The 19,125-nt window shown below is 50.2% G+C and carries 13 protein-coding genes; 7 read left to right on the plus strand and 6 right to left on the minus strand.

Annotated elements, in window-relative coordinates; translation table 11 throughout:
* Positions 1-5 precede the first annotated feature (5 nt).
* On the minus strand, positions 6-2,150 hold the full coding sequence (locus NOC_RS07080; RefSeq protein WP_002811405.1) for a RelA/SpoT family protein: 2,145 nt from the start codon (positions 2,148-2,150) through the stop codon (positions 6-8).
* A gap of 22 nt (positions 2,151-2,172) precedes the next feature.
* Positions 2,173-6,030 (minus strand): ATP-dependent RNA helicase HrpA, encoded by a 3,858-nt coding sequence (gene hrpA, locus NOC_RS07085; protein WP_425311387.1) that lies wholly within the window; start codon positions 6,028-6,030, stop codon positions 2,173-2,175.
* 588 nt (positions 6,031-6,618) lie between these two features.
* Between hrpA and NOC_RS07090 the strand changes: the two genes are divergently transcribed.
* Together NOC_RS07090 and NOC_RS07095 are read left to right on the plus strand one after the other, a co-directional pair.
* Positions 6,619-7,062, plus strand: coding sequence for a hypothetical protein (locus NOC_RS07090; protein WP_244860098.1), 444 nt, complete (start codon positions 6,619-6,621; stop codon positions 7,060-7,062).
* A 191-nt stretch (positions 7,063-7,253) separates the two neighbouring features.
* Positions 7,254-9,551, plus strand: a complete 2,298-nt coding sequence (locus NOC_RS07095; RefSeq protein WP_002810453.1) for a Tex family protein — start codon at positions 7,254-7,256, stop codon at positions 9,549-9,551.
* Positions 9,552-9,676: 125 nt separating this feature from the next.
* On the opposite strand, the gene NOC_RS07100 is transcribed toward NOC_RS07095, so the two are convergent.
* Positions 9,677-9,949 (minus strand): DUF2024 family protein, encoded by a 273-nt coding sequence (locus NOC_RS07100; protein ID WP_002809251.1) that lies wholly within the window; start codon positions 9,947-9,949, stop codon positions 9,677-9,679.
* A 773-nt stretch (positions 9,950-10,722) separates the two neighbouring features.
* On the opposite strand from NOC_RS07100, the gene NOC_RS07105 reads away from it, so the two are divergent.
* From NOC_RS07105 to NOC_RS07115, 3 genes are all read left to right on the plus strand, one after another.
* On the plus strand, positions 10,723-12,555 hold the full coding sequence (locus NOC_RS07105; RefSeq protein WP_002811012.1) for an assimilatory sulfite reductase (NADPH) flavoprotein subunit: 1,833 nt from the start codon (positions 10,723-10,725) through the stop codon (positions 12,553-12,555).
* Between the two features lie 14 nt (positions 12,556-12,569).
* The gene (gene cysI, locus NOC_RS07110) at positions 12,570-14,309 is read left to right on the plus strand and encodes an assimilatory sulfite reductase (NADPH) hemoprotein subunit (protein ID WP_002809703.1); all 1,740 of its coding nucleotides are present in this window, start codon (positions 12,570-12,572) and stop codon (positions 14,307-14,309) included.
* 92 nt (positions 14,310-14,401) lie between these two features.
* Complete coding sequence (locus NOC_RS07115) at positions 14,402-15,040, plus strand: peroxiredoxin (protein ID WP_002808898.1); 639 nt, start codon at positions 14,402-14,404, stop codon at positions 15,038-15,040.
* Positions 15,041-15,198: 158 nt separating this feature from the next.
* Here NOC_RS07115 and NOC_RS07120 read toward each other — a convergent pair whose 3' ends face one another.
* A complete protein-coding gene (locus NOC_RS07120; protein ID WP_002809879.1) occupies positions 15,199-15,888 on the minus strand; it encodes a M48 family metallopeptidase in 690 nt (229 codons plus the stop codon).
* A 181-nt stretch (positions 15,889-16,069) separates the two neighbouring features.
* Positions 16,070-17,353: an RNA-guided endonuclease InsQ/TnpB family protein gene (locus tag NOC_RS07125; RefSeq protein WP_002810212.1), complete on the minus strand. Its 1,284-nt coding sequence runs from the start codon at positions 17,351-17,353 to the stop codon at positions 16,070-16,072.
* 172 nt (positions 17,354-17,525) lie between these two features.
* On the opposite strand from NOC_RS07125, the gene NOC_RS07130 reads away from it, so the two are divergent.
* On the plus strand, positions 17,526-18,224 hold the full coding sequence (locus NOC_RS07130; protein WP_002810370.1) for a putative PEP-binding protein: 699 nt from the start codon (positions 17,526-17,528) through the stop codon (positions 18,222-18,224).
* Positions 18,225-18,286: 62 nt separating this feature from the next.
* Here the strand turns inward: NOC_RS07130 and NOC_RS18145 are convergent, their stop codons facing one another.
* Positions 18,287-18,628 (minus strand): hypothetical protein, encoded by a 342-nt coding sequence (locus NOC_RS18145; protein ID WP_244860102.1) that lies wholly within the window; start codon positions 18,626-18,628, stop codon positions 18,287-18,289.
* A 126-nt stretch (positions 18,629-18,754) separates the two neighbouring features.
* Here NOC_RS18145 and NOC_RS07140 point away from each other — a divergent pair, with 126 nt between their 5' ends.
* The gene (locus NOC_RS07140) at positions 18,755-19,117 is read left to right on the plus strand and encodes a hypothetical protein (protein WP_002809937.1); all 363 of its coding nucleotides are present in this window, start codon (positions 18,755-18,757) and stop codon (positions 19,115-19,117) included.
* The last annotated feature ends 8 nt before the right edge of the window (positions 19,118-19,125 follow it).

The following is a 19,125-nucleotide window of genomic DNA, read 5'->3' on the forward strand; positions in this document are numbered from 1 at the left end:
TTCCTTTACTTCCCTGGATTGAAGCGGCGGGCATTCATGATGCCGGGAAGTCCGGTGAGACGTTTGAGTAAGCTGTTTAGCTGCTCGGTATCACTTACTTCAATGGTCAATCGCATATGGGCCTGTCCAGAGGTGCGATCGCTGACCGTATTGATGGCGAGAATGTTAGTATCCTTTTTCGCCAGAAGGCGGGTGATGTCCTGTAGTAATCCTTTACGATCTTCCGCCTGAATTGAGATATCCATGGAGTGGGCCTCTCCCGTTGGGTGGCGCCAAGCCACCTCTACCAGACGGTTTTGACGCTCTTGCGAGAGCTTAATAATATTGGGGCAATCGCGGCGGTGGATGGCTACTCCACTCCCCTGGGTGATATAGCCTGTAATCGGGTCACCGGGGATAGGGCTGCAGCAACGGGCGAGGCGCGATAGCAAATCGCTGACTCCTAGTACGTGGATAGCATTTTCAGCTCTTGAGGAGGTCATGGGGGGTGGGTCTACCCCAGGCGTTGGCAGGGAGGGTTCCGGCTGTTGTTCTCGGAGTGCTGTATTTAGCTGACCAAGACTGATATCTCCACGGCCCAGCGATGCCAGCAAGCTATCCGGGCGGGGGTGACGAAACCGCTTGAGTAGTGGCGCTAAATCCACTTCCGCAAGCTTGAGCCGTTGCCGCTCCCGGTCCAGCAGGGTTCGGCCCCGGGCTGCATGGAGGCTATGATCTTGCTGCTTAAACCAGCGTTGAATCTTGGCTCGAGCGCTTGGGGTATGGAGGTAACCTAAGCGCAGATTAAGCCAGTCCCGGCTGGGGGCGCCTTCCCGGGTGGTGAGAATCTCTACTTCCTGACCGCTGGCTAGTGGTTGGGTTAAGGCCACCATGACCCCGTTTACTTTGGCGCCCCGGCAGCGATGGCCGACTTCAGTATGAATGGCATAAGCAAAGTCCAGGGGAGTTGCTTTTTCTGGTAAGTCGATAACTCGTCCTCGAGGCGTTAGCGCGTAGATGCGGTCATGGAAGGCTTTGGATTTGAATTGCTCAATGAGATCAGTGCTACTGGAGCCGGTCTCCTTCCGGTCCAGAAAGCTTCGAAGCCAGGCAATGCGCTGCTCAAAACCCGTATCCAGCTCTGTCCCTTCCTTATAGCGCCAGTGAGAGGCGACCCCCAGTTCGGCTTCCCCGTGCATCTGCAAGGAGCGGATCTGAATCTCCATGGGTTTTCCCGCTGAGTCAAAAACCGCGGTATGCAGGGAACGATAACCATTGGGTTTGGGGTGGGCAATATAATCGTCAAATTCCTCAGGGATGGGTGTCCAGAGCGTGTGTACCAGGCTTAGGGCCGCATAGCAATCCCTCACATCCACCACAATGACCCGAAAGGCATGGACATCAAATAGTTGATGGAAGTCTAGGTTTTTAGCCTGCATCTTCTTCCAGATGCTGTAAAGATGTTTAGGGCGACCGCTGATTTGACCTTGGATGCCTGCCTGGGCAAGTGCTTCTTTGATCTGTTCTTTTACCTTGATAATATATCGCTCACGGTCTATCTGCCGCTTATTCAGCGCTTTGGTTAGCCGTTGGTAAGTCTGGGGCTCCAGATAGCGCAAGGCTAAATCTTCCAGTTCCCATTTGAGTTGCCAGATACCCAGGCGATTAGCCAGAGGGGCGAAGATATCCAGAGTTTCTTGGGCTAAAGTTTGGCGAGTCGCTGCGGTTTCATTGTTAGCATTGCGCAGGCGATAGAGGTGATCAGCCAAGCGTACGAGGACGACCCGGGGGTCTTCCACAATAGCCAGTAACATCTTACGTAGTTTTTCGGCTTGAATCGGATCTTTTTCGTTATTAGTACGGTAGTGTTTTAGCACCGCCAGGCGCTCAGCGCCTTGGAGTAGCCGAGTAATTGTTGGAGCTAAATTTCTGGTGATAATTTCCTGTTTAAGCAGCCCTGCTTCCATCGCTGGCAACAATAGTCCAGCAATTTGGGTCTCGGTATCTACTTGCAACTTTGCCAGCAACTCCACAATGGCGTCTCCCTGGACGATCAAAGACATCACTTGGCTCTTATCATCAATTTGATCTGCTAGAAGCTCCCGGGCTTCTTCCAATTGGGAGGCAGACTGAGGCGATAAATGATCAGCGTGGTGTTGAGTTGAAATCATAGAGCGATATTTGGGGTTTTAATTAAATCTCTTTCCATTGAGCGGCTAACCGCTTAGGGGAGACTGGGCGCTTGGTCCCCAGTTCCTGGGCAAAAAGGGAGATCCGGTATTCTTCCAACATCCAGCGATAAGTTTCCAGGGCGGGTACTACGCCGTCTTCCTGGTGCTGTATTTCCATTCTTTTTTGATAAGCTTGCCATAAAGGGGTGATTTCTGCCTGCCGTTGCTGATCTCGGCGGGGGTTCTCCTGCAATTTTGCAAGCCGCAGTTTTATCCCTTTGAGATAACGGGGAAGATGAATGAGCCATATTGGTGACGTCTGGTTGATAAAGCCATGATAGACCAAATGGGTTAGTTGTTCCTTCATATCACGAATGGAGTTTAGCCATGCAAAAGGAAGATTGCCCTTTAGCTGCCTGACGACCTCGTGATATTCGGTCAGAATTTCCTCTATGAGACGGCAAAATTCATTGGCGGTGCTCATCAGTTCGCCGCAGCCTTTTTCCTTACGGGCCATGAATTTTTCCCCGTTGCGAACGGGGGGGTGGTCGAGGATAAAAGTGCGGTCTATGATTCCCTGAATCAAGGCGTCTTTGAGGCTTTCGCAAGAGGATTGGGAGGGGGCACTGTCTCCCCACGGCATGGCCGGGAGGCTAGTGTAGTGCAAGCACATTTTTTGAATGCCCGGCAGATTTTTTCTTAAATATTTAATCTGCTGAGTTAATGCTAGCATAAATAAGCGCCGCAATCCCAGATGGGTAATCTCCTGTGCCGCCTCGGCTGAATCCATAATGACCAGGGAAACTGCGGTTTCTGTATCCTGCAGCGCGGGATAACCCTTGAGTTTAAGCCCCTGGCGTTCTAATTCAATCCGTTCTGGCAATTCGCCAAAATCCCATTGGGTGATTCCTTCACGGGTTAGCTCGCTATTATCCCAGCCTCGAAAGCTGCGCTGGGCTTTGCTGGCCCACTGTCGTTGCAGGATGGCTAAATCCCTGCCTGTAGCCAACTCTTTATCTTTTTCATCCACTAGCCGGAAATTCATTTGCAGATGGAGTGGCAGATCTACTTCTTGCCAGCAGGTGGCAGAGAGGGGGACTCCCGTCATGCTTTGGAGGTGGCGAGCTAGCCTGTCCAACAACGGACCTTGCGCCGGAGATAAGGCGCGAATACAAGCCTCTGCAAAATCAGGCACGGGCACGAAATTACGGCGCAGGCCCTTAGGTAAGGCTTTAATTAGGCAAATGATTTTTTCTTTAAGCAGTCCTGGGACTAGCCATTGAAAATGGCTTGCTTCCAATTGATTGAGCACGGCGAGGGGGACGGTTAGCGTTACCCCATCCGCGGGATGGCCCGGTTCAAAGTGATAGGACAAGGCAAGGGGGAGACCTTTTACGGTCATTTGATCGGGAAAACGCACTCCTGTTATCTCTTTTGCATCATGGCGCATCAACTCTTCCCGGCTGAGGAATAATAGTTGGGGATTTTTTTTCTCCGCCTGCTGGCGCCATTTCTTAAAGCCAGCGCCATTGTAGACTCCCGCTGGAAGCCGCTCCTCATAGAATTGATAGAGGCTCTGCTCATCAATAAGCACATCCCGCCGCCGGCTCTTGTGCTCTAGTTCCTCTATTTCTGCGATGAGTTTTTGGTTATGGCGGAAGAAGGGGGCCTGGGTATCATAGTCGCCATTAACCAGGGCTTCACGAATAAAGATTTCCCGCGCCTCTTCGGGGTTAACAGGACCATAATGAATCCGGCGCTTAGGAATCACCGTAAGACCGTAGAGGGTGATCCGTTCATAGGCTATTACCTGAGCGGGGCGTTTCTCCCAATGGGGGTCAAAATAACTGCGTTTAACGAGATGGAGGGCAAGAGCTTCAAGCCATTCAGGCTCAATTTTACCGGCGCAGCGAGCATAAAGCCGGGAGGTTTCCACCAGTTCCGCCGCCATGATCCACTTGGGACTCTTTTTAAAGAGAGCAGATCCAGGGAAGATCTGGAGCTTAATATTTCTCGCACCCAGATAGTGATCTTTTTCCGATTTAACAGCAATATTGCCCAGCAAACCCGTGAGCAGCGCCCGATGAATAGCTCCGTATTCCGCTGCCACCTGATTGGGGCGAAAGCCAATATTGGTGGCCAGTAGTTTGAGCTGCTGATGGATATCGCGCCATTCTCGGAGGCGCAAATAGGAAAGAAAATGTTCCCGGCAGTAGGCTCGGAGCTTATTTTGGGAGAGACGGGCTCGTTGGCGATGAAGGTCCTCCCACAATTTCAGATAAGAGAGAAAATCAGAGCGTTCATCTTGAAACCTGGAATGGGCCTCATCGGCGGCTTGCTGGGCCTCAAGCGGACGCTCCCGTGGGTCTTGAATACTGAGGGCGCTGGCGATGATAAGCATTTCGCTAAGGCAATGGAATTCGTCACCTGCCAATACCATTCGGCCAATACGAGGGTCAATGGGCAATCGCGCCAGTCGTTGACCTAGGGGGGTTAAATTCTGGGCCTTGTCTACGGCCCCCAGTTCAGCTAGCAGCCGCAGGCCATCATTAATCATTTTGGGGAGGGGGGGATCGAGAAAGGGAAAATCTTCTACCGCTCCCAATTGCAAAGACTTCATTTGCAGAATAACCGATGCCAGATTAGTTCGGAGGACTTCCGGATCGGTAAATTCAGGCCGGCCGAGAAAATCTTCCTCGCTATAGAGCCGGATGCAAACGCCGGTCGCAACGCGGCCACAACGGCCTGCCCGCTGATTAGCACTGGATTGGGAAATTTTTTCGATAGGCAACCGCTGCACCTTGCTGCGTACGCTGTAGCGGCTCAGGCGGGCCAAGCCCGGATCTACAACGTAATGAATACCCGGCACCGTTAAAGACGTTTCCGCAACATTTGTTGCTAGCACGATGCGTCTTCCCGAATGGGGTTTGAAAACCCGGTTCTGCTCGGTGGAGGAAAGCCGGGCATAAAGGGGCAGGATTTCGGTATGGGGGGGATGATGCTTGCGCAATGCCTCGGCAGTCTCGCGTATTTCCCGCTCCCCAGGGAGAAAAACCAAAATGTCCCCTGGACCCAGACGCGACAGTTCATCCACGGCATCTAGAATACCCTCAGATAAGTTCCGCTCCTGGGTTTCTTGTTCGCCACAAAGGGGGCGATAGCGGATCTCTACCGGATAAGTGCGTCCGGAAACCTCGATAATGGGGGCCTGGCCAAAATGCTGGGAAAAGCGTTCGGTATCAATCGTGGCAGAGGTAATAATAACCTTGAGATCAGGCCGTTTTGGCAGCAGTTGCTTGAGATAGCCCAGCAGAAAATCAATATTGAGACTGCGCTCATGGGCTTCATCGATAATGAGGGTATCGTATTGGTCTAGAAAGCGGTCCCCCTGAGTTTCAGCCAAGAGAATACCGTCGGTCATGAGCTTAATATAGGTGCTAGGGCTAACCTGATCATGGAAACGGACTTTATAGCCCACGATTTGCCCCAGATCACTATTGAGTTCCTTGGCAATTCGGTTGGCTACAGTGCGGGCCGCAATTCGGCGTGGTTGGGTATGGCCAATCATACCCGCAACGCCGCGGCCCAGTTCCAAGCATATTTTAGGCAATTGGGTGGTTTTTCCAGAACCCGTCTCGCCACATAAAATCACCACTTGATGATTACGGATAGCTGCGCCAATTTCCTCTCGCCGTTCAATGACTGGCAAGGATTGCTCAAAAGCTGGTCTGGGCAGTTGGCTTTGGCGCTGTTCCCGCCATAGGCGAGAGTCTTCAATGGCCTGGGTTAGGTGGCCTAAATTGTAACTTGAATTTCCTTTAGTTAGCCGTTGCAGGCGCCGTTTTAGTCGATGCTGATCGCGCTGCATGCAGGAGGAAATTTTTGAGGCTAAGGTTTTTAGTTGTGGCTGCAAGATAATGGAATCCGTTACGCAAGAAGCTGAAAATTTGCAAATTTTCTATTTTACTAAGCTGGTTGCAGTTAGCAAAGCAAACAGCTCTTAATAGGCATATAAATAATTTATAAATCAATAATTAACCGGCTTATTTTGAACTTGTTTTTACGCACTGGTCTAAAATAATAGAGCACTGAAGATAAGGGGAGGAAAAGCAGGGGGATGTATTTATGAATTTTGTAAAAGGTATAGTATACAAAATCTAATTCTTTGTTTTAAGTAATAAAAATACATCTTTTATTTAAGTTGATTTTTAGATTGATATGGAGTATGAAAGTCTCTTGGGTTAGCGCAATGGCTGAGGGCAGGTTGAAAATAATGAATGCTCTTGATTAGCGTTACTTAAAGAGAGGGGTACGCGGTTCTACCTTCCCTCGGCTTTTAGCCGAGGGAAGGTAGAACCGCGTATTAGCATGGGCTGAGAATAAGGACTTTTCTGCCAAGCCCATGGTTTTGGTGAGGACTGGTTAACTTATGAAGCACACTAATGTAAATCCTATTAAAAATAATAAAATGAATAAGGATAGTATAAAAGTAATTATTGGAGGCCCTCTTGGTATTCTTGCCTGGAGCGCATCAGCGGGGACGATGTTAATTATTTTTGTCTGGGGATTGGAGAAGTCTGCGCTTGCCGTGGTAATTGTCAAAACGGTTTCCTGGGGGATGTGGGGGGTGGGGGTACTGCGCGAGAATTTAAAAAAACGTGTTAATTTATTAAATAAAACAAAAAAATCCTCGTTTCACCTTTCCTGGGGATTGGTCTTTTGCTTACGCTCGATGGGTGAGCGGGAGCGGCCGGATTACCATTTGCTCTTGATGAGTGTGAGCTTCCACCGCGAGTACCATATTCCTGTTGAATATCATCTTTCCGCGCTTACTCATACCCATTTTCATTTACCAGAGGTAAACCGTCGCCTCCCCAACCCCCCAGATACCCCGAATTTATCGCCTGAGTAAGTTACACAGCTTACCGCAGTCCTTCCGGGATTTTATTTATAAGAAGTAAAAATGTCTCGCCCTAGGGTGTTATTTCCTAATCCTAGGTGCCAAAGGAAAAGTAATTAAGTAATATGATAGTGTGGCACGCTAAATGAACGTCACGCTTGAATCGCACTTCAAAATATAAAAAACATTTTGTGTAAAAAACCATGAAATCGGCAGAGATAATTGCTCAGGAGCTCGAAATCCAGCGTGAGCAGGCAAGTGCGGCTATATGCCTATTAGATGAAGGCGCCACGGTGCCTTTTGTGGCCCGTTATCGAAAAGAAGCTACGGGTGGGATGGATGATACTCAGCTGCGTTATTTAGAAAGCCGTTTAGTTTATTTACGCGAGCTTGAAGAACGCAGGGAGACGATTGCATGTTCCATCGAAAAACAAGATAAGCTAACTGCGGAATTAGAACAGCAGCTTCTAGCGGCAATGACCAAGACCGAGTTGGAAGATTTATATCTGCCCTATAAGCCAAAGCGGCGCACTAAAGCGCAAATGGCTCGTGAGGCAGGTCTTGAACCGCTCGCATTACAGCTGTTGGAAAATCCGGAACTCGATCCAGAAACAATAGCGGCGGATTATTTAAATCCGGATAAGGGTATTGAAGAGGTATCAGCAGCCTTAGAAGGTGCGCGGCGGATTTTAATGGAGCATTTTGCTGAGGAGGCTGGTTTGTTGGGCCAGCTCAGGGAATACCTATGGAAACAGGGTGAGCTGAGGGCTAAAGTTCAGGATGGGAAAGGGGAACAAGGCTGTAAGTTCGCGGATTATTTTGATTACCAAGAAGCCATTTGCAAAATTCCCTCCCATCGGGCCTTGGCGCTTTTTCGTGGTCAGAATGAAGGAGTGCTTAAATTAACCCTAGATACGCCCGCTAGGGAGGGGAGAGAAGAACATCCCTGTGAATTCATGATGGCTAAACATTTCGGGGTTAGAGAGCAAGGACGGCCTGCTGATGCTTGGTTGCTGCAAGCTGTACGGTGGGCTTGGAAAATAAAGCTTTACCCCCGCCTAGAGGCGGATCTCAAACTACGCCTGCGTGAGCAGGCAGAGGAAACAGCTATCGACGTCTTTTCCCGGAATTTGCGTAGTCTGCTATTAGCTGCTCCGGCAGGTCCCCGTCCAATTTTAGGACTCGATCCTGGTTTCCGTACGGGTGTGAAAGTTGCCGTCATCGATGAGACAGGGAAGCTACTAGAAACCGCCACGATCTATCCCCATCCACCCCAAAAACAGTGGGATGCTGCGATTGATATTCTCTCTAGTTTGTTAAAGAAGCATAGGGTTGAATTGGTTGGTATTGGCAACGGTACGGCATCCCGGGAAACTGAGCAGTTGGTGGTGGAACTTTTAAAGAAATTCCCGCAGTTCGAGCTACAAAAGCTACTGATAAGCGAAGCGGGTGCCTCTGTATACTCTGCTTCTGCTGGTGCAGCCCAAGAATTTCCGGATCTTGATGTCTCCTTACGAGGCGCTGTTTCCATTGCTCGCCGTTTGCAAGATCCTCTAGCGGAACTAGTTAAAATCGATCCCAAATCTATCGGTGTTGGCCAGTATCAGCATGATGTCAATCAGTCCCAGCTAGGTCGGGCGCTGGTGGGCGCCGTGGAAGATTGTGTTAATGCAGTGGGGGTTGATATCAATACGGCTTCTCCAGCCCTGCTGTCCTATGTATCCGGCTTTACTTCCACGGTAGCCCGCAACACTGTGGAGTACCGCGATACTCATGGCCCCTTTGCCTCCCGCGAGGGCCTCAAGCAGATTCCCCGTTTTGGAGTGAAGACGTTTGAGCAAGCAGCCGGCTTCCTGCGCATCAGAGGAGGGGATAATCCGCTTGATGCCTCAGCAGTCCACCCAGAAACTTATCCTGTCGTGCAAAAAATCATGGCTGCGACCGGGCGTGATATACACCGTTTGATTGGTCATAGTGATTTTCTGAATTCCCTTGACCCGGCCTTATTCATCGATGAGCAATTTGGTCTGCCTACGTTTCAAGATATCCTCAGGGAACTCGAGAAACCAGGGCGGGATCCTCGGCCTGCCTTTAAAACCGCAGCATTTAAGGAAGAGATCCAAACTTTGGAGGATCTTAAGCCAGGAATGATCCTAGAAGGTGTGGCCACCAATGTCACTGCCTTTGGTGCTTTCGTGGATGTAGGGGTGCATCAAGATGGGTTAGTGCATATTTCCGCCTTGGCAGACCGGTTTGTAAAAGATCCTCATGAGATCGTTTCAGCAGGGGATATTGTGAAAGTAAAAGTCCTGGAGGTTGATAACGTTCGTCAGCGAATTGGCTTAACCATGCGATTAGGCGAGATGGAAGAAAAACAGTCATCCCAGCTTGCAGCTAAAGGGCACATGAAAAAAACTCGGCGTAGTAAAGCTAAGTTGCCGCCAACTGTTCAAGGAGGGGCAATGGCAGAAGCCTTTTCGCGGGCAAAAAAAAGCACTTAGAAAAACTAAGTGCTTTTAACCGGGGGAACAGTACTAGCCGGAGCTGCGGAACCTTATTAAAACTAGTCTGATAAAGATTAAGTGCTGCGGCAAAATACTCGCAGATTACCTTAGCGCGAATTAGCTTATCGCTCTGGCGAAGGGCAGCCCTCCATCTGATAAATATAGTATCCGTGTTGTTTGATGTGTTGCTGTACTTTAGGATTAGCAGCTTCACTATGACAATAAGCGCAAGATTCCTGCTGGACATCTTTTGCATGGATACCGATACTTTCAAGCCACTCTTTAGCATATTGCCGCGCAAGTTCTCCCTGCTTGCCCGTAGGAAGGAAAACATCAAAATGAAGTCGTTTGCCTTCCGTTGTAGTGACATAGGTATCAAACACGTCAATTTGCATATAATTTGCTCCATTTCTGACACTCTCCGCCCGATTGGGCGGAAATTCTTGGGTCGCCCCGGGAACCTTCCTGCTTCGTTCTGCAAGGCGCTTATATCACCGCCCGCATTGAGCGATGCTTAACGCGCTATTTGGTAAATAAATCGGTATTCGTTGCTTATAAGCCTAGGACCGATTATACGGAAATGGGCGATAGCAAGCATATGTGGTGATATTTTCCCGCTTGGCGCGCCATTTCATTTTATAATCCCGCTTGGGAGCGCATATTTTTATTGGAGTTTCGCCATGACTGATGTCAATTTTGTTCCTACACAAAACCTCATCAGCCTGGAGAATTCGCGCTTCAAGGGGTGCCTTGGGCTGGCCACGACTTAGCGCGCAAGGCCCTCGGTTGGGTATCACCCTCCACGCGCATCACTTACCCTCCTGCCGAGGGTAGGTCGCGCTCTTGGCAAGAGGGAAAATATAGCGCGAATTGGTGGCGAAACGCAAGCCATGTTGGCCCCCGCGCTCGCAGCAAAGTTTCACTTCGCACGCTCATGAGGGGGTCATTCAACATCCATGTTTAATTCCAATGTTAGAAATGTCTTTACTCTGTTTGCTAAGCAATTTACTGTTGTATATATAAAAAAAGTATAATAAATAATTTTTTATTACTTTACATTATAAGGCTTGTTTGCTATTTTTTTGCCTTAATGAAGGCTTATCGCCAGAATCATCACGGTTTTTTGGCAAGTCATAAGAATTACTAGGAAGCACTGACATAATTCGCCATGGGACACGATTTATTTAGTACTCAAAACAGCATTTTTACCGAAAAACAGGTGGAATCTTTAAACCGCCTTATCCCTGAGCTTTCCGCTGAACAAATGACCTGGCTCAGCGGTTATCTTGCTGGTTTTAATGCAGCCCAGCAAGGAGCCACGAACATGGTGCAGCCTATAGCAGCCCAGCCACTGGCAGATTCTGGTGCTGCTATTCGGACTGCCACGGTATTATTTGGTTCTCAAACAGGTAACGCGGAAAAGCTTGCGGAAAAGCTATGCGCCCAACTGTCCCAGGCCGGTTTTGTTCCTACGTTACAAGATATGGGAAGCTACAAGCCCCGGCAGTTGAAACGGGAAAATTACCTTTTCGTTATTGTCAGCACCCATGGTGAGGGTGATCCCCCGGATAATGCCGAAGCATTCCATGAATTTCTTCATAGCAAAAAAGCGCCCAAGTTGGATGGTCTTCAGTTTTCGGTTTTGGCGCTTGGGGATAGCAGTTATGAGTATTTTTGTAAGACTGGGAAGGACTTTGATACGCGCTTAGAAGAGCTAGGGGGAAAGCGTTTCTCTCAGCGGGCGGATTGCGATGTGGACTACGACGACGCCGCTGATGCTTGGATAGATGGAATACTGCAGGCGCTTTCCAAGCAGCTCGACACGCCGGCGGTAGTAGCTGTTAGCCCCGCGGTAGCTACCCAGGCCACAGCCTCAAGCTATTCGAGAAAAAATCCTTTTTCTGCGACCTTATTAGAAAATCTCAGGATTACGGGGCGAGGTTCTAGTAAGGACGTTCGGCATATCGAGCTGTCCCTAGAGGGCTCGCAACTTTCGTTTGAGCCTGGAGATTCCCTAGGCGTTGTTCCGAGTAATTGCCCAGAATTGGTGGCTGAATTTATAGAGGTATCAGGACTTGATCCCCGGGCGATTGTTACCAATGGCAAGGGGGAGGATACTACTTTAGAGGATGCTTTGTCTCATGGCTATGAAATCACTACGATTACGCGGCCATTCCTGGAAAAATATGCTACATTAGTTGAGTCGCGGGAACTCGGCAGACTGCTACAAGAAGAAAACCGGTCGCAGCTTCGGAATTTCATCCATGGCCGAGAAGTTATTGATGTTATTCGTGGTTTTCCTTTGCCTGGAATCACGGCCAATCAATTTGTCGGCTTACTGAGAAAGTTGCCGCCACGGCTTTATTCCATTGCTTCCAGCTATCAGGCTAATCCTGATGAAGTTCACCTGACGGTGGCGGTGGTCCGCTATCAAAGCCATGGGCGCAGTCGCAAGGGAGTGGCTACCACGTTCCTATCCGAACGGGTTCCCGAGGATGGCACGGTGCCAGTTTATGTGGACAGCAATAAAAATTTTCGCCTTCCAGAAGATCTCAATGCACCTCTTGTTATGATAGGCCCAGGGACTGGCGTGGCCCCTTTCCGTGCTTTTCTGGAAGAGCGGGAGATTGCTGGTGCCAAGGGTAAGAATTGGTTGTTTTTCGGGGATAGGCATTTTCATACTGATTTTCTTTATCAGCGGGAATGGCTCGATTACCGCAAAAAAGGCGTGTTAACTCGAATTGATGTGGCTTTTTCCCGGGATGAAGAGAAAAAAACGTATGTTCAGCACCGGATGCTTGAAAATAGCCGTGAATTATATGCATGGTTAGAGGAAGGTGCCTATTTTTATGTCTGCGGCGATGCTGAGTATATGGCGCCCGATGTCCATGAGGCGTTGCTTGCCATTGTGGAAAAGGAAGGTTGCGTATCCCGCGAAAAAGCGGTTGAATACATGAGAGACCTGCAACAAGGCAGACGCTATCAACGAGATGTATATTGACGAGGTTTGGGGCAGTGACTCACGATTTGCAGCAAAAAAGTAAACTTAGTGCGGTAGAGAAGATTAAGGCAAAGAGCCGATATCTGCGCGGAACAATCCAGGAAGGCTTGGCCGATCTAGCAACGGGTGCGGTCGTGGAGGAGGATACCAAACTGCTTAAGTTCCACGGCACTTACCAGCAGGATGACCGGGATTTGCGTACGGAACGGATGCGCCAGAAGCTAGAGCCGGCCTATTCATTCATGGTGAGAGTTCGGATGCCAGGCGGGGTTTGCATGCCGAAACAATGGTTGCAGCTGGATGAGTTGGCGCGTAAATACGCTAATAACTCCCTGCGTATTACTACCCGACAAACTTTTCAGTTTCATAGCGTGGTCAAGCGCCATCTCAGAAGCACCATCGCGGGGATTAATGAGGCGCTATTAAGTACCATTGCCGCCTGTGGGGATGTTAATCGTAATGTGGTCTGTCATAATAATCCCTACCTCTCCCCTCTTCATAAAACGGTTTATGAGTGGTCCAAGCGGTTGAGTAATCATTTCTTGCCTCAGACCCAAGCTTATCATGAGATCTGGATGGGGAAGGAAAAGGTAGCGGGTACATTACCTGAAAATGAAGAGCCGATTTATGGTGAGACTTATCTTCCCCGTAAATTTAAAATAGGCATTACTATTCCGCCAAACAATGAGATTGATGTTTTTTCCCAGGATCTCGGACTTATTGCCATCGCAAAAGGTAGCCGCCTGGTTGGATTTAACATTTGCGTGGGTGGTGGCATGGGCATGACTCATAGCGAACCATCAACCTATCCCCGCTTGGGAGATGTCATCGGTTTCTGTACCCCTAGCCAGCTGCTGGAAGTAGCGGAGAATATTCTCAAAATTCAGCGCGATTTCGGTAATCGTTGCGATCGTAAGCAGGCGCGACTCAAGTATACGATTGATAGCCGTAGCATTGATTGGTTTAAAGCTGAGCTTAACCAACGGTTAGGCTGGGATTTGGAACCGGCGCGCCCATTTCATTTCGAAAGTAATGGCGATCATTTTGGCTGGGTCGAGGATTCAAAGGGCCGTTGGCATCTTACGCTATTCTTGCTAAGCGGCCGTATCAAGGATACGCTGGATCAGCCTCTGATGACGGGTCTGCGGGAAATCGCCAAAATCCATAAGGGAGATTTTCGCCTGACTACCAATCAGAATTTGACCATTGCGAATATTTCCAAAACCAATAAGCCGCGCATCGAGGCTTTACTGGAAAAATACCGTATTCCGATGCCCGAACGGTTTAGTCCTATCCGTCAGCATGCCATGTCTTGTGTGGCATTGCCTAGCTGTGGCTTGGCTATGGCTGAAAGCGAGCGTATGTTGCCGGGGTTTCTGGCTCGGCTGGAAGCAGTGGTGGAGAAAGCAGGGCTTGCCGATGAGCCGATCACCCTTCGTGTGACCGGCTGTCCAAATGGTTGCAGCCGGCCTTACATAAGTGAAATCGCGCTGGTGGGTAAATCCCTGGGCCGTTATAACCTTTATTTGGGGGCGGGTTTTGCCGGTCAGCGCTTGAATAAGCTTTACCGGGAGTCTCTGACAGAGGACGAGATTATTGCAACGTTGAGTCCTCTTTTTGAACACTATGCCAGAGAGCGACAACAGGGCGAGCACTTTGGGGATTTTGTAGTCCGGGCGGGTTATGTTGATGAAGTCAGAGCGGGCCGGGAATTTCATGAAGTTCGATCGGAGAAGGCAGTACAGAGCGCCTAATGGAAAGCCGCCGGGATTAGAGAGGTTGGCGTTCTTCAGATCTATTCGCTATCATTCGCTATTTATAAAATAACTTACTAGGAGAAAGCGTCATGGCATTACATATCGGCGATGTCGCGCCGGATTTTACGCAAGAGTCCACAATAGGTCCGCTTCACTTTCATGACTGGATTGGTAACGGCTGGGCGGTGCTCTATTCCCATCCTGCCGACTACACGCCAGTGTGCACCACAGAGCTAGGTACCACCGCCAAGCTAGCGGATGAGTTTAAAAAGCGTGACGTCAAGGTGGCGGCCCTAAGCGTTGACGATGTGGATTCCCATAAGGGGTGGATTAGCGACATTAATGAAACCCAAGGATGCCAAGTGAATTTTCCTATCATTGCTGATGCGGATCGGAAGGTGTCCGAACTCTATGATATGATCCATCCTGGCGCCAGTGAAACGGTAACAGTGCGCTCAGTCTATTTTATTGATCCCAACAAGAAGATTCGCGCTGTCATTACTTATCCCCCGAGTACAGGCCGTGATTTCGGCGAGATTCTGCGGGTTATCGATTCTCTACAACTGACGGATAATTATAGCGTGGCGACACCAGTAGATTGGAAAGATGGCGATGATTGCGTGATCGTTCCGTCATTAACAGATCCGGAGGTTCTTAAAGAGAAATTTCCCAAAGGCTACGAAGAAATTAAGCCTTATCTGCGCATGACCCCTCAGCCGAATAAGTAGTCTTACCTTGGAAAACGCCTGCTTCTTAGCAGGCGTTTTTGTTTTTAATAAATCATAGCTAGGATTATGCTTATTCTTCCTCTGCTTAGCTATTTCTCTATTAGTTAGCCGCGCCAAACCCTCTCCTTCGGAGGGCCGGGAGAATGCCAATTTTAGCTTTATCGTTTGCATTTTGGTTGCCGGCCTTCAGAAAGTGCTTGCTGGTAGATATCTAGCGCTTGGGGTAAGCGTTGTTCTAGTTCGCTAATGCGGGTTTTCTCAGAAGGATGGGTGGATAGAAATTCAGGTGGTTTGCGTCCATCATTAGCTGCCATCATGTTCTGCCACAGTTGAATGCTTTGACGCGGATCAAAACCAGCCTGAGCCATGTAGCGTAAGCCAAGGATATCTGATTCGCTTTCTTGAGCACGGCTGAAAGGTAGGATAATCCCCACTTGGGCGCCTACCCCCATTAGGGCCATGAGCTGCTGTCCGGTGGCGCTGCCAGGAACGCCCGCCAATGCTTGAATGAGTTGAAGGCCAGCTTGGGTAGCGTATTGGGTAGACATGCGAGCATTGGCGTGTTCGGCGATGACATGGCCAATTTCATGGCCAATGACCGCCGCAAGCTGATCAGCGTTCTCAGCTACTGAAAGAAGACCGGTGTAAATGCCGATATGGCCTCCCGGCAAGGCAAAGGCATTGGCTTGGTCGGCTTTAAATACAGTTACTTCCCACTGCTCCCCGTTCTCAAGAGGAGGGACTAGCGGCGTGATAGCATTGGCTACACAGCGTATATAGCGGTTGATTTGCGGATCTTTTGAAACAGGTGTTTCTTGTTTGATTTGTTGATAAGCTGCCTTTCCCATTTGCGCTATTTGGCTAGAAGGGAAAAACTCCAACTGAGACCGACCTGTGGGGGAGGTAGCGCAAGCGATCAGCAGAAGTAGGGCTGATAGGCTTAAAAGTTGGAGTTTGCGGCTAAGTCTCGTTCGCTTGTTCCCGACAAGCTCCCTCGCCTTGCTACAATTCGCGTTTCCACGGAGTCCTTCAGCAGCCATAAGCCACCTCCGGTTTGTGTACCCCTCCACGCGCATCACTTCCGGTCCTCCCAACCGTAGCTAACCTTAAAATATTTTTAGCCGCGTTAATATCGCGGTCATGGACTGACTTACAGTCCGAGCAGGTCCACTGCCGCACTTTGAGCGGCATGGCTTTTTGCACTGCGCCACACGCCGAGCACGTTTTACTGGTCGGCGCCCACCTATCCACTTGCCTAAACGCCCGGCCATACCACGGGGCTTTGTATTCCAGTTGCCGCTTGAGTTCGTGCATGCCTACATCGCCCAAGGCTTTAGCGATGCGCCGGTTGGCCATCATGCCCCTGACGTTGAGCGTTTCCATGGCAATGAACCCCGCCTGGCGAATCAGTGCCGTGGTGAGTTTGTGCAACCAGTCCTGACGGGTGTTGCTCACCCTGGCGTGGGCCTTGGCGACCCTTACTCGCTGACGATGCCAGCGAACGCTTCCCTTGCGCTTGCGGGATAGCCTGCGCTGGGTTTTGGTGAGTAGACGCCGATAAGTGCGTAGGTGCCGTGGGTTGCCTGACTTCCAGCCCTCGGAGGTCACCACCACATCGCTTATACCCACATCAATACCGATACCGTTTGGCTTTCGCGGTAGGGGTTGGAGGGTTTCCTCGCACATGAACGAAACACAATAACAACCCGCGCAGTCCTGGGTGACCGAGACCATTTTGGGTATACCCTGGGGCTTACGAGACCATTTTAAACTGAGTGCCCCAAGCTTGGGGAGTTTAAGCAACTTGCCCGCTCGATACCTTCCCGCTACCTGGCGTTGGTCAAGTTGATAGCGGATGCTTTGAGCGTGGGCTCTTTTTTTGAAACGGGGATACTTCGCTCGCCCTGCAAAGAAGTTTTTAAACGCGGTGTCCTGGTCTCTAAGCTTTTGATTGAGTGTGGTCGCGCTGGCCTCTTTTAACCAACCATAGGCCGCCGTCTTTTTTAGCTTGGTGAGGTGCCCGCTAAAGTCAACGCCGCTAACATGCTTGTCGTGCAGCCGGTATTGACGGCCACGCCAGGTCAGACAGGTGTTCCAGACCCACCGGGCATGGCCAAACTCCATCGCGAGTTGCTGGCGCTGGACGCTCGTGGGGTAAAAGCGGAATGTATAGGACCGCTGAAGGGTGGTAGAATCGCATTGGGTCATGGCCTCAATACTCGTCCTATTGGGTCGGTGGCAAGTGGCTAGGGGGTACTGATAATACTGCCTAGCCGCGCTTATTCTACCGCCAATTTTGCCCGCCGCAGACATCACTTTATGCGGCCCTCGCGATCGATGCGCCACTTCGTTTCGCACGCTCGCTGGGGGGGGTCGTCGTACATCCCTGTATTCCTTCAACGTTTTTGTTTGAGTTGTTCTGCATATCAGGCTCCGCGAAGCAGGTAAAAACTTGAATTTGATAAATACCTGCTCGATCTTCTATGTGTCAAGTCATCCCGGAGGTAATTTAAATGTCCTATTCTTAATAAGATATACTATATTTTTGACTCAAGTACGAGCGTCACTCCGGGCAGCCGAAGGGTTAAGTAACCTGAATTTGCTGTTTCCCATGATTAGCGCGGTTTCTGAGTTGGAAGAAGCTCTACATATAGTGCGGCGGGCCTATGAAGGACTGGTAGAGGAAGGTGTTCGGGTTACTTGGCCTCGGGTAGGGGTCATGATTGAGGTGCCTGCCGCGGTCTATCAGGTGGAAGCGTTGGCGCGGCGAGTGGATTTTCTTTCCATTGGCACTAACGATCTTGCTCAATATCTGCTGGCGGTTGATCGCAGTAATGAGCGGGTGGCGGAATTATATCATTCCCTCCATCCGGCTGTTTTGGCCGCCATTCTCACAGTAGTGAAGGTGGCCCGCCGGCACCATAAGCCCGTTAGCGTGTGCGGCGAGATGGCGGGTGAGGCCACGGCGGCTATATTATTGCTGGGTATGGGGATAGATAACCTCAGTCTGACCGCTGGCGATTTACCCCGAATCAAGTGGATAATAAGGAATTTTAGCCAGCAGTATGCGAGGGAATTGCTCGCTCGGGCCTTGCGGGAAGAAAAACCCGAGCCTATCCATAAAATGTTATGCCAGGCGCTTGATAGCCGAAGGTTAGGGGGTCTAGTACGGGTAGGAAAATGAGGTTGACTGAGTACCCTTGCTCGCAAGGTATTTTCGGAGGCCCTTGCAGCAGCAGAACGCGGCTATGGTCCAAGGGGTGGACCGATTACTGCTTCGGAGTTCTCCATGGATGGTGAACGACCCCCCAGCGAGCGTGCGAAGTGAAATGGCGCATCGAGCGCGAGGGCCAGGTTACTTGCGTTTTGCCATGAATTCGCGCTATGATTTTCCCGTTGCCACAAGTGCGACCTATCCTCGGGAGGAGGAGAAGTGATGCGCGTGGAGGGTGATACCCAACCGAGGGCCTTGCGCGCTAAGTCGTGGCCAGCCCAAGGCACCCATTGAAGCGCGAATTCTCCAGACTTGACAAGGTGAGGTGGGACCGAACCGCAGTCAGTCATGGCGAAACTCCAATTGTCTGTCACCGTGCTTCCTGGCACGCATCTTACGGATTTCTGGGGCCGCGCTCGGATCGGGGAAAGCTTGAAACGGAAGCCCGATAACTTCTATTTTTCCGTCTCACGCAATAAGGCCCAAGAGATTTTTCGCTGATGATTCTTCCGGGATTAGAGTCCCTCTGGCAGAAGGCAGAGGACTCCACTCAGTTTATCAATTGGCTCGCCGAGAAGGTGCGCACCAGGAATTGGGTGGCACTGCTCATGCTCTGCTTTGTGGCTGCTGCGGTCTTACTCAACCCCGTTTCAATCAAGGCGCTTTATCCTTGGCTGATGGGCCAGGAGCTGCCCGAGGATTTCTTGGACGGGTATCCGTGGGTTTATGGGGTGCTGTTGATCGCGCTTTTTTTGAGCGCCCTGATCCTTGCTATTCGAGCCAAGGCGCGCGAGCAGGAAATCTCACCCATTGATCTCAGCGAACGCAGCGCCGTCAAGGGCCTGTGGTCCTTCACCTATTAAGATGCCGA

The sequence above is a fragment of the Nitrosococcus oceani ATCC 19707 genome, assembly GCF_000012805.1.
GTDB classification, from domain to species: domain Bacteria; phylum Pseudomonadota; class Gammaproteobacteria; order Nitrosococcales; family Nitrosococcaceae; genus Nitrosococcus; species Nitrosococcus oceani.